Source organism: Variovorax sp. V118 (genome assembly GCF_041154445.1).
In the GTDB taxonomy this organism is placed as follows: Bacteria; Pseudomonadota; Gammaproteobacteria; order Burkholderiales; family Burkholderiaceae_C; genus Variovorax; species Variovorax boronicumulans.
This window is the reverse complement of record NZ_AP028663.1, coordinates 1,618,678-1,630,911: the sequence shown is the minus strand read 5'-3', so window position 1 is coordinate 1,630,911 and position 12,234 is coordinate 1,618,678. Positions and strand designations below refer to the sequence as shown.

The following is a 12,234-nucleotide window of genomic DNA, read 5'->3' as shown; positions in this document are numbered from 1 at the left end:
GTAGGAGATCACTTGGGTCTGATTGCATCGAGCGGCGGTGGATATCCCATGGCGGGGAAGTGGTCGGCCAGGAAATACCAATCCGGCACCTCCCCCTTCTCTCCTCCGACACGGCCAAGACCGGCCATCGTTCTCCCTGCGTTCGTGCTCACCACAGCGATCGGAAAAACCCATGGATCGGTGCATTGCATGTGCAGGGCCCAGTCTTCGTCTGCTTTCATCGGTTCAGGCTTTCGCAGCCCCACCTCACAAAAGGTCGCCTGGATGCGCCGGAATGCCGAATCGGCCTGCTTGCCCACGACACCTGTTGCAAAGGCTCTTGAGAGTGCCGCCATTCCTTCGTTGCTGACCGTCGCGTTGCCGGGAGAGCCAAGCGTGTCCAGCTTTGTGTCAACGCGATGCCATTTGCGAACGTCGTTCTTCTCGGAATCCTTTCCGCCCTCAAACACCCACAGCGTCAAGCTCACGATGCAGTTGAGCTTTTTCATCTGTCGACTCAGTCGAAGCGGGATCTGCGTGTTGCCCATCGCGAACGGAGGAATGTCGCCAAACTCGAGCGGCTTATCGATGTTGCCCTTCGCCGGCAGGCCGCTCATCACATGCAGGTAGTCCAGCGCCACGCACAGCCTTGGCTTCTCGTTGTATGCCTTGCCGTCCTCGATGCGGCAGCGGCGCGTACTGACCTGGTTGATCTTGCCTGTGGCCGGCTCCAGCAAGGTGCCCGCAGGTGGCCGCCCTGTCCATGCGCTGAGCTCACCATCCAGGTTCTGATAGCCAATCGGACCACCGCAACTGCTGACGATCAGGGCCGTCTGCGTATCGGCGGGCACGGTCTGCACCTTGTGAATCCCCGGGTCCGTGGCCGATACGACCTGGATGTAGGGCTTGGTATCCGGCCCGTCGCTTTGCCACTCGACCTGATAGACGCCGCTGCGATGGCTGTGGCCCGACAAATGCCAGTCGACCTGTGCACCGCCCTTGGGTCTGCGCCGGCCCGCGCGCACGTAGTGTTCAAAGTATTGGGCAAGCCCTCGCTCGCAGGTCCCCACATTGACGTGGTTGAAACCCGCGGGCTCATCCGGCAGGCCGGTAGCGCTGTTGTGCGGCCACAAGCGCGCCTTGACCAACTTCTTCTTCACATTACTGTACGGCTGTGGCTCATCAAAGCTCACGATGGTGAAGTGGCTGGCTACCGTAAGGCTTGTTTTGCTGCCGGCAGCCTTGTACTTTTGAGCCTGGGAGAGCAACTCGAATTGCGCTGTGCTCCACGACTCTGTGGCGCGCGGCAAGATGCCCGCGCCTTGCCTGTCAACACCACCGAAGTCCTCCATATGTGGCAATTTGGCGGGATCGACCAGTTCGCCCAGATTCTTGAAGTTTTCGTCGGTGCCCCAACCCATCGGCGCAATGACCTGGAGGGTTCCTGCCGCACTGTCATCGTCGCTCTGGGCGCCATAGGCGACCACCACATCGGCCAACGGCGTGAACAGCGCGTAGAACCAATCGAACTGACCACTGTGGAAATTGAATCCCGTCAGAGCCTGCCCATAGGTTGGACCATATGCCAGGCAGGCTTCGTAGATGGTCATGTTGTGGTCACGACTCATCCCTTCATTGGCTTTGCCGCGGGTCCAGTCGCTGGCCGCTTCGATCTGCTTGCGGTGCTCTGCAAGTTCGCTGCCGTCCAGGGTGCCGCGTGCCGTCTTGAGCGCCTTCGAGAGACCTTCGTTGAGGCCACCCAGCCTGTCCTCGGCAGCGCGGGCGACCTGCTCGACACCTTCTACGCCCCGACCTGCCGCCTCGCTTGGAGAAACGCCGGTGGCTGATTTGAACCAGCCAGATACCTTGTCGACGACGGTCCCCGCTCGATCGCGCAAGGCACCGCCACTGCCAGTGACCGCGGCCCTGGCAATCTCGCTGCGTTTCGCGGGGTCGGCCGCGGTTTCCAGCACGCCGAGCTTGAATGCCCAGTTGGCCATGTCTCCGGCCTCCACCCGCGCACTGATGCCGTAGGGCACCTGGTACGCCTCATGGTTGCCGCTGGTCATGAAGATGGGCAGGCTGTGCTTGCGGTACATCTCACGGACCAGGCTGAACACGAGCATGTCGTCCAGCCCGCGCGGGTACAGCCTCTTGCCGTTGGCCGGGTCATCGATGTTCGCCAGCAGGTTGAAGCTCTTCCATTGCTCGCCGATGGCCTTGTTGCCCGTCGCTTTTCCTGCAGCGACCTGCGCCGGGTTGAGGTTGCGGTTGAAATCGATCAGGTCGCCGGTGAGCAGCACCGCATCGGCCTTCTCGATCTTGTCGCCACCCAAAGCCATCTTCTCGAACAACGCGCGCAGCGCATCGAAGCTGTTGCACACCTTGGTGCCGACTGGCGTGTTCCATTTCACGTCGGCCACATCGCCTTCGAGCACCTGGGCCATGCTCTTGCCCATCGCGGTATGGCGAACATTCACGTGCACGTCGGACAGGTGGCCCAGCTTCAACGGACGCGCGGGCATGTACTTCACGGGGTGCCAGCTTTGCAGGCGTTTGCCTGCACCGGTTTTTTGCGGCGGCAACTGGTTGGCCGTGGTGCGGGCGCCCTTGGACAGGTCGAACTCGTGGAGGTTCGCGAAGTGAAAAGGGTCCTTGGTGGATTGCTCGCGCAGGAACTTGGCAATCATCAGGTCCTGCGGCTCGGCGTGCGTGGCGTTGGGCAGGAGCTGCTTGCCGGCGTCGTTGAGCTTGACCATCCAGGCAAAGCTCATGAAGCTGCCCGAATTGATGCCCTGGAACGGCGCGGCCTTCAGATCGATCTCGATCTCGTAGATGTCCCCGCCTTGCAGATCCTTGTAGACCTGGGCCGCCATCGGTGCGATGGTGGCAAAAGGCCGCCGATGGCGATCCTTGATGAGCACCCCCGCTCCGAAGAGGCCGACCCGCCAGGCCTTGATGTGCTGCGGAGCCGTTGCACAGGTATTGCCATCGCCAAACAGCGTGCCGGTGGTCGTGTCGGTCTGGGTGCCCTTCTCCTTGATGGAGTAAAGCCGCAAATGCCGGTCGACGAAGACATGCAGGTTGGGTGCAGGCGCGGGGATGAGGCCGCCTGCACCCGAGGCCGCCTTCAAGCTCGACTCGCCGACGATGAAGATGCTGCACTTGGTCTGCCCTTCCTTGAGCAGCAACGGCGTCCCCAGGCTCGGATAGAGGATGAGTGCTGATTTGTCGACCGGGTCACTGCAATCACAAACGCCCGGGATGCGATTTTTGGCGGATTGCGCGTTGGCAGCGCTGCTGCCGAGGTTGGGAACGGTGGCCATGATTCAGCGAACTTCGGTGCACGGGATGTGAAAGGGGTGTGCGGACACGGCAGCGAGACGTCGTTGGCGCAGGGGTTCGAGCAGTGCGTGCGAATGCAGCGCAAGCACCTGCGGCGCCTCTTCGACCAGGTCTTGCCACACCGCGTTGTCGATGTCCGCGATGGCGGCACCGAGGCCTCGCTCGCCAGTTGCCGCAGCGGCAAGGATGGGTTGCAGTGCCTGTGCATCGGCAATGTCGGGGTGCAGTCGCAACCCCATGGCCAGCAGCATGTATTGATCAGCCCAGTCGTCCAAGCCAAGACGCCGGGCATCGTCACGCAACTGATGCGCCAGGCGGTGTTGCAACGCTGGCGCCATGTGATCGAGTTCACCAGGCTCGATGTCGTTTTCACGCACGGAAGCGAGCATGGTTTCTGCCGTGTTGAGTTGGTCGAGTGCCAGCAGCAGCGTCTGGTCAAGCGGCAGCGGCTCGGCGCGTGGGGCTGCCCTGTTGAAACTGGGCCCCTGCATCAAGCGCGGTGAGAAATCGGCACGCCAGGCGGCCCACCAACGAAATGCCTCCATGAATTGCTGGCGATCCGCTGCAGGCCAGCAGCCGGGCATGTCCAGCCCGATGCGTGGGTCAAACCAACGCAGCACGGCACTGCAGGATTCGTCGCCTTCGATCATCGGGTCCGGCGGAATCAGGCCTTCCATCCAGCTTCTCATGTGGTTCGCCAGATCGCCCAACGCCAGGGGTGAGGCCACCATGCTCAACGCATGATGAACGCCCGCATGCAGGGCCAGCGTCTCCAGCAGAGTGCCCGCAGGCTGTACCGGAAACCGGATCAGCCATGGCCCCTGATCGGCCAGTTCGGATTCGGGCGTGCCTTCGAACAAGCGCTCCACCTCCAGCCCATGCGTTTGGACACCGAGGGCAATGGCCCCGCGATCGGCCATCTCGCACTGGCCGAGTTCGACCAACGCATAGCGCGGCATGCTCGCACTGCAGGCCAGCAGCACACCCATGTCATGCACCAGTGTCTGCGCGACCTCCTTGTTGAACACCGCGGGCTCGTGCGGCTGCAGACCGCCGTCGACCGGCGTCGCTTGTTGGGTTGGATACGCTGACACGGTCACTGCCGAGGTGCCACTGCGGCAGCGCGCGCTGCAGCCTTTGCCATGCACTCTTTGCACACGGCTTGAGGTAAACGCATCTCCGGCACCGGCAGGTTTTTAGGGCCCGTCGTGATGTGGGAAGCCGCGTGCTCGCGCCAGATGCCCTTGGTGCCGTTCTCGATGCCTGCTCCGTTCCAATGGGTGTAGCTGGCACCGCCGTTGATGATCACTTCTTCCTTGGCCGTGATCGTGATCTTGTTGGCTTCGGCCTTGACGTCCAGTTTGGCCAGGATGTTGATGTTGTCCTTCAGGGCCTGGATGTCGATGTCGGAATTGGCGGCGATGAGCCGCATGCCTTTCTCGAAGGCTGCGATGCGCACCGCGTCCTTGGCACTGACCAGCAAGCTCCTGCCCGCCGCAATGCTGGTGTGCGCCCCGCTGGTGATCGCATGGTGCTCGGTGCTCACCAGGTGCATCGAGCCACCCGTGGTGGCCTCGATCCCCGAAGGGCTGGCCAGCACCACATGCGGCTCGTTGAGTTCGGGGAACTCGCCCTCGGCCTTGTTGCCGCCGCCCGAACCCTTGATCGCATCGTTCTGCGCCTTCAGGCTTTGGGTCACCTCGTCCTGGTCGCCGGCCTCTTGCGCCTTGGCCTGTCGCGCCGCTTCACTCAAGCCCTCGTGCAGTTCCCGCCCCTGGGTCAGGCGCTGCACCGTCTCGCCCATGTCGGTGATGTGGGCCTGGGCGTTGGCACGCGCCTCGGTGCTGAGCAGGAGCCCGTCCTGGGCCCGGATCGCACCATGACCGTCCGTGCGCAGCTCGAAGCCCTGGCCCCGAGCGTCCTTGCGCCCGGCGTTGTCTTCGATGCGCGTGATGTGCCCCAGGCTCAGGGAGCTGCTGTCGTGGTCGCTCTTGAGCTGCGCCTGGATCTTGCCTTCGGTGTCGTCCAGCAGCAGGTGGTTGCTCTTGCCGCCGGCCTCGTTACCACTGGTGCCTGCAAGTTCACGGCTTCTGAGTCCGGTCAGGGCCTTTTGCTCGGGCAGCTTCCACGGCGGCATGCGCTGCGCGTTGTAGACCACCCCCATGACGATGGGGTGGTCGGGGTTGCCGTCCAGGCACTGCACGATGACTTCCGAGCCGACGCGGGGCGTGGAGACGGCACCGGTCTCGCCGCCGGCCCACGGACTCATCACGCGCACCCAGGCGGAACTGCGTTCGTCGCTCTGGCCTTCGCGGTCCCAATGAAATTGCACCCGGATGCGCCCGTACTCGTCCGTGTGGATGCTGCCCTCGGCGGACGGCCCCACCACGGTCGCGGTCTGCGGCGCCATCACGCGCTGCTCCACGCTGTGGAAGCCGCGACCGGGGCGCCACGGGACGAAGCGGCGGCTGCAGACGAAACTGTTCCTGTACTCGGCCCGCGACCCCTTGGGTTTGCCCTCCGCGGTGGAGGGCTCCTGCAGGTAGTTGTTGCTCGCGCGATGCTCCACCGAAAGGACGAGGAATTCGCTTTCAGAGCTTTCGCCTTGCGTGCGTCCGAAGTGGTCGGTCAGCCGGAACCAGCGCCCGGGCAGCACGAAGCGGTTGTTGCCCTGCGCCTCGAAGCGCTTGGCCTTCGCCTCGATCTCGCCGATGCGCCGACGTGCCACACCTTCGCCTTCGAGCGACGTCTTGAAGTGACGCGCGCCACCGTACTCATGCACCTCCAGGTGAGGCACATCCCCCTGCTGGTTGTTACTGGGCATAGAGGCATGCTGCGGACGCGCGTTCTTGAAGTCGAAGGCGCTGACGGCCGCTTGCGCCGAGACCAGCTCGCGCACCGCACTCCACTGGCCGATGCCATCTTCTTCTTGCGCACCACCTTCGTTCTGGAACCGGATCTCCGGCACCGAACCGTCCACGGCCTTGGCAAGCGTGCTGTCGTCGCACACGTGCAGCGTGTGACCCTCGGCCGAATGCTCGTACCAGTAGCTGTAGCCCGCCGCCTCCCAGCGCCGATGCAGGTAGTTGTGGTCAGTCTCCCCAACGGCCCCGCCGCCCTGAACGGCCATCGTGTGAGGTGCGTCGTCGCCGCGAACGAGCCACTCCCATCGGGGTAGCACTCCGTAGTCGCCGAAGATGGCCTCGGTCTGCGCGCGCAACGTCTGGCGATGGAAGAGGCGATTGTTCGCCCGCAGCCGCAGGTACTTCACCCATGGGCCGAGTCGGGCTTCATAGAAGGCCAGGTTGCCGTCCGTGCGCACGAGCCGGAACTCGAAGACGATGCCGGTGAAATAGCGAAGCGTTCCGTCGGGGCGCACCAGCTCGACGCAAAGCATCTTGCCCTGCAGGTCCTTGAGTGCCAGATCGGCATTGCTGCTCAAGAGCCCGACCGTGAAATCGAAGTCGCGCGACAGGCCTTCCGAAGCAGAGAGTGTGTTGACCACGAGGTCGCCACCTGCGGGCTCCCCACCCTGGGGGAACGACAGTCGCAGCAGCCGGTCGTACTGCCGGTCGGCGACAAGCGCCGCGAGATGACGGCTCGACGCGTCGCTCATCGGATGCGACCGTGCAAGAACAATCTCGCCACGATGTGGTTCACGCGGACTCCCCCTTTGATTCTTGTTTTCAAGAAAGGCGCGCAATCACCGCCTTTCGCAATTGCATCCAAATACATCAGGCACGCTCCCTACCTGATCATGTGAAGGTTAATTTTCCTTCCTATTTGATCTCTATTTTCTCACGCGTGCCAGAGGAGTTTTCGCTGGAGAACTGCGAGTAATCCATTCGTTTTCCAATCGAGCAATGGGCTGCCTCCGATTTAAATGACGCCTTGTTGAGGTGTGAGATAAACCCGGTGGCAATTCATGGAAGTGAAAAAACAAATTGAGCCAAAAGTTCAAACTTTCTAATTCACCGAATTTGTAAAAGCGGGGCGTGTTGGTAGCGACAGCTGTACACGACCTCGATGCGCACGAGAACGTGTTGCGCAAGGGGGGCGCTCCACACTTTCAACGCGTTTTGCAATGCGAACTGCTGCCAGTGGCGCGCCGGCAAGCACGCGGGGGAAGGCCACCGAATACCCAGAACAGGTGAGTGTGCTTGTTTACATTTGTCGTAAGAATGAATACTTTCAATTCCCAGTAGCCGAAGAGCCGCAGAGCTTGGTCAGGGTGGGATCTGGACAGCATGGTCACTCTGACAAATGTCGTCGACTCATTCGGTTTCCGCCTGCCCCTGCCACCTTCAGGACATGGACCGCCAGCCGCGCAGAGGGTGGATGCGCCTGTTGCCCTGGCTGCGCCTGTACCGCTGTTCCAACTGCAACAGGATGCGGCTCCTGTCCAAGCAGAAGGTGGACAGCGCCCGCCTCCTGCACGCGGCCCAGGTGCGCGCACGCGGGGGCTGAGGGCGCCAGTTCCGATTTCCCTGCTATCATTTTTTCGTTCGCGCGCCCTGCGCGAACCGGGCCGAGGACGACCTCGGTCTTGCACCTCCACCTTGCAAGGGACGGCCCTTTCCTGACTTCTCGCGAAGTTTCGACATGGCCGAACTGCTCCCTTCCTGGCGCCTCGCCGCGCAACGCTTCTTCTCCCGTTTCCGCCTTCCTCGCGCTCGCGCCACCGTGCCGGATGCATTCCGGCTGACGCTCGGCACCGTGCGCCTGCACGTGCGCACGGGCGCGACCCGGCTGTCCTACCGCGCCGAATGCCCGCGCGCGTGCACCGCATCGGGAGCCGCGCGATGAACGGTCTTGATCTGCACTGGCCCGCGCTGACCATGGCGGTGGCGCTGGCCTACGCTGCCTGGCATGCGCGCCGCGAAGGCTGCGAACCGCGCGACGTGAAGGCCCTGTGGACCGCGAGCGGGCTGAGCCTCGCCGGCAGCGGCCTCCTGGCCCTGGCTTCCCTCTTGATGTCGGAGTGACAACGCGCATGACAACAACATCCTCCCCCGCCCGCCTCGTGCCGCCCGCCACCTGGGCCCTGATCGCCGCCGCCTGGCTCGTGGTCGGGCTCTTCGTGGCCTTCGGCGACCGCTGGCTGGCTGCGCCGATCAGCCCCGTCGTGGCCGGCTGCGTCTTCCTGGCGCTGTTCGTCACGATCCTGGCCGCCTCGTTCGGCGTGGTGCGCGAAGCGGACCACCTGGCGCACCAGCTGGGCGAGCCGTACGGCACGCTGATCCTGACGCTCTCGATCGTGTCGATCGAGGTGATCCTCATCGCCTCGGTGCTGCTGGGCCCGGGCGAGTTTCCGACCATCGGGCGCGACTCGATCTTCGCCGTGATGATGATCATCCTGAACCTCGTCATCGGCATCTGCCTGATCGCGGGCGCAGCCCGCCACGGCGACCAGGAATACAACGCGCAGGGCGCCGGCGCCTACCTGTCGATGATCGTGCTGCTGACCGGCACGGCGCTGGTGCTGCCCAACCACAGCTCGGGCGCGGGCGAGTTCACGCCGGTGCAGGCGATCGGCATGTCGGTGCTCACGGCCGTGCTGTACGGCGCGTTTCTCTGGATGCAGATGCGCAGCCACCAGCGCTTCTTCATCCAACCGGCGCCGGGGCGGATGTCGGTGCGGGCGACCGCACCCTCGCCTGCCGCGCAGGCCGATCACGCCCGCCTGGACAAACGCGCCGTGGTCGTTCGCTCACTGCTGTTGCTCGCGATGATCCTGCCCATCGTGCTGCTCGCGCACTACCTCGCGGTGGTCACCGACTACGGCATTGCCGCGGCCGGCGCGCCCGCGGCGGTGGGCGGCGTGCTCATCGCCATCATCGTGTTCACGCCCGAGTCGATCACCGCCGTGCGCGCCGCGATGAACAACGAGATGCAGCGCGCCATCAACCTGTGCCTGGGCGCCTTCGTCTCCACCGTCGGGCTCACGGTGCCGGCCGTGCTGGTCATCGGGCTGGTCACGGGCAAACAGGTGCTCATGGGCATCTCGGGCGCCGAAACCCTGCTGTTCGCGGTGACGGCGGTGCTGAGCCTGCTGAGCTTCAACGGGCAGCGCACCTCGCCGATCCAGGGGCTCATGCACCTGATGCTGTTTGCGGTGTACGGGATGCTGCTGTTCCTGCCCTGAGGCCGCGCAACCGGGTTACACCGCGGCCTGCGCCTCTGCCAAGGCGGGCGGACGCCCCGTTGAGGTACCTCACCCTCTCCGGGGCCTCCCCTGCCGGCGCCATGACCTCTCGCCACCCTCGTGCAGTGGCCCATTTATCCGCATGAAATCTAATGCAAATATAGTTACCAAATGTTAATGGAACAAGATTTCAATTGCATCTGAACACCAAAGTAGTAATGTGAACTCGTCACACGTTGTGGTCTCTGGCAAGAAAAATGTATTCCAAACTGTCACTGCCAAGCGCTCCCGTCCGTACCGCGATCTGTCGCGGTGCCTGACATGGTCCATGCACAGGATGCATCCCCATGCGAGTGCGCGGCTCCGCCCCCAGCATCGACGCCAGCCTGGCGGCGGATGCGCTCATGGTGGGACGCATGCGCCTCGTGCTGTCGATCTCGGCCCTGCTGGCGATCACGGTCGACGCCGCCGATAGCCACAACCAGGTTCCCGCCACGGTCTGGCTGGCCTTCCTCGGTTACATCCTTCACAGCCTGCTGATCCACGTCTGCACGGCGGTGGGCCGCCCTTACTTCCAGGGCCGGACCATCCACTGGTCCGACGTGCTGTGGTTCACGCTGATCGTGGCGGTGACCGACGGCACCCACAGCCTGTTCTTCCTTTTCTACTTCTTCGCCATCCTCACCTCCTCGTTCCGCTGGGGCTTCGAGGAAGGCGCCCGCGTGACGATCGCCTCGGTCGCCTCATTCACCGCCTGCGGGCTGGCCACGTGCACGGGCGACACGTCGCAGCTGCTGATGCGCACCGCCTTCCTGCTGGCGCTCGGGCACATGATCGTGTACTGGGGCGGCTCCAAGCTGGCGCTGCAACGGCGCCTGGCGCTGCTGGGCGACGTGAGCCAGCTGTCGAACCCGCGCTTCGGCGCCGGGCGCACCATCGCCCGCACGATGGAGCGCACACTGGCCTTCTTCCGGGCCAGCCATTGCATCCTGCTGACGCGCGACCTCGCCACCGGCACCTGGCTGTTGCGCACGCTGCGCGAGGACGACACCTGCGAGCAGGTGAGCATCGAGACCATCGGCCGCCTCGCGGAATCGCCGCTCATGGCCCTGGCGCCCGACAGCGTCGTGCTGAGCAGCCGCCTGCCCTGGCCGCTGAACCACCTGCGCGCGCAGCACCGTGTCTTCGAAGCGGGCACTACCGCGTGGCGCAGCGCCGACGAAGCCGGCGCTGCGCACTGCACCACCATCGCCGCCCTGCTGGAGGCGCGGGCCTTCATCAGCGCGCCGCTGCCGATGCGCCTGGGCGAAGGCCGGGTGTTCATCTCGTCGCGCGACGGGCGGCTGGGCAAGTCCGACGCGCTGTTCCTCGCCCACCTCATGGAACAGATCTTCCCGGTCATCGAGACCATCGAGGTGCTCGATCGCATGGCCTCCGAAGCCGCGTCGACGGAGCGCCTGAAGATCGCGCTCGACCTGCACGACACGGCCATCCAGCCCTACATCGGCCTGCGCATGGGCCTGTGCGCGCTGCGCAAGCGGGCCGCCGCCGACAATCCGCTGCGCGAAGACCTGGACAAGCTCGCGGACGTGGCCGACGGCGTGATCGCCGACCTGCGCCGCTACGCCGGCGAAGTCAGGCACGGTGCGAACGACGATCCCGGCGGGCTCGTGCGGCCCCACCTGGAACGCCAGGCCGCGCGGATCAAGGGCCTGTACGGCATCGACATCGACATCGTGATGGCCGTCGACGGCCCGCTGCACCTGGACGACCGCGTGACCGCGGAGCTGCTGCAGATGGTGAGCGAAGGGCTGAACAACATCTGCAAGCACACCCATGCGCGCCACGGCAGCGTGCGCATCGACTGCAAGAACGGCCAGCTGGCGTTGTGCATCGAGAACGACGCCTGCCAGGAAAGCTTCACCGCCTTCCACCCCCGCTCCCTCACCGAGCGCGCCGCGGCCCTGGGTGGCCAGGCGCATGTCGACCGATGCGCGAATGGCGGCACGGCGGTGCGGATCGAAATCCCGATCTGACCGTACGCCGCAGACACAGGAAGGAGTCCGTCATGCAAACCCTCGACCATCCCGACCATCCCATTGCCGTGCTGCTCGTGGACGACCACAAGACCATGCTGTGGGGCCTGTCGAAGCTGATCGACGGCGAACAGCCGCGCATGAAGGTGGTCGGCACGGCCAGCTGTTGCGACGAAGCAGTGGCCACGGCGCAAAGCCTCGCACCCGACGTCATCGTGCTCGACCTCGACCTGGACGGCCACAGCGCGCTGGACATCCTGCCCCGGCTGCTGACCAACGAGGTGTCGCGCGTGATGGTGCTGACGGCCGAGAAAGAACAACGCACGCTCGACCTGGCCATACTGCGCGGCGCGCGCGGCGTGGTGGGCAAGGACGCCTCGGCGCAGCAGCTGCTCGACGCCATCGAGCGCGTGTTCCGTGGCGAGCTGTGCGTCGACGCGCAGACCATGGGCCGCGTCTTCTCCGAACTCACGTCGGCCAGGAAGCCGCCGAAGGCCGACCCCGACACGGCGCGCCAGGCCACGCTGACGCACAAGGAGCGCGAGATCATCCGCATCGTCGCGACGGGCTGCGGCGCCTCCAACAAGGCGCTCGCCGAGCGCGCCTTCGTCACCGAGCACACGCTGCGCAATCACCTGTGCGCGATCTACCAGAAGCTGGGCGTCACGAACCGGCTCGAGCTGTACATCTACGCGATCAAGCACCAGCTCGACACGCTGGCGGCCTGAT

At 64.5% G+C, this 12,234-nt stretch carries 8 protein-coding genes; 5 read left to right on the top strand and 3 right to left on the bottom strand.

The features are described from left to right. Positions 1-8: 8 nt before the first annotated feature. From ACAM52_RS07380 to ACAM52_RS07370, 3 genes are all read right to left on the bottom strand, one after another. On the bottom strand, positions 9-3,305 hold the full coding sequence (locus ACAM52_RS07380; RefSeq protein WP_369646586.1) for a metallophosphoesterase: 3,297 nt from the start codon (positions 3,303-3,305) through the stop codon (positions 9-11). A gap of 3 nt (positions 3,306-3,308) precedes the next feature. Continuing rightward, positions 3,309-4,352, bottom strand: coding sequence for a DUF4123 domain-containing protein (locus ACAM52_RS07375; RefSeq protein ID WP_369646585.1), 1,044 nt, complete (start codon positions 4,350-4,352; stop codon positions 3,309-3,311). Positions 4,353-4,420: 68 nt separating this feature from the next. Continuing rightward, positions 4,421-6,940 (bottom strand): type VI secretion system Vgr family protein, encoded by a 2,520-nt coding sequence (locus tag ACAM52_RS07370; protein ID WP_369646584.1) that lies wholly within the window; start codon positions 6,938-6,940, stop codon positions 4,421-4,423. A 986-nt stretch (positions 6,941-7,926) separates the two neighbouring features. On the opposite strand from ACAM52_RS07370, the gene ACAM52_RS07365 reads away from it, so the two are divergent. From ACAM52_RS07365 to ACAM52_RS07345, 5 genes are all read left to right on the top strand, one after another. Further along, positions 7,927-8,130 (top strand): hypothetical protein, encoded by a 204-nt coding sequence (locus ACAM52_RS07365; RefSeq protein WP_369646583.1) that lies wholly within the window; start codon positions 7,927-7,929, stop codon positions 8,128-8,130. Continuing rightward, on the top strand, positions 8,127-8,309 hold the full coding sequence (locus ACAM52_RS07360; RefSeq protein WP_159276280.1) for a hypothetical protein: 183 nt from the start codon (positions 8,127-8,129) through the stop codon (positions 8,307-8,309). The genes ACAM52_RS07365 and ACAM52_RS07360 overlap by 4 nt, the downstream gene beginning before the upstream one ends. Positions 8,310-8,317: 8 nt before the next feature. Continuing rightward, positions 8,318-9,469: a calcium:proton antiporter gene (locus ACAM52_RS07355; protein ID WP_062474173.1), complete on the top strand. Its 1,152-nt coding sequence runs from the start codon at positions 8,318-8,320 to the stop codon at positions 9,467-9,469. Positions 9,470-9,816: 347 nt separating this feature from the next. Continuing rightward, positions 9,817-11,505 (top strand): sensor histidine kinase, encoded by a 1,689-nt coding sequence (locus tag ACAM52_RS07350; protein ID WP_369646582.1) that lies wholly within the window; start codon positions 9,817-9,819, stop codon positions 11,503-11,505. A gap of 32 nt (positions 11,506-11,537) precedes the next feature. Continuing rightward, entirely contained in the window at positions 11,538-12,233 is a 696-nt protein-coding gene (locus ACAM52_RS07345; RefSeq protein WP_095745836.1) for a response regulator transcription factor, read from the top strand. Position 12,234: the final 1 nt, after the last annotated feature.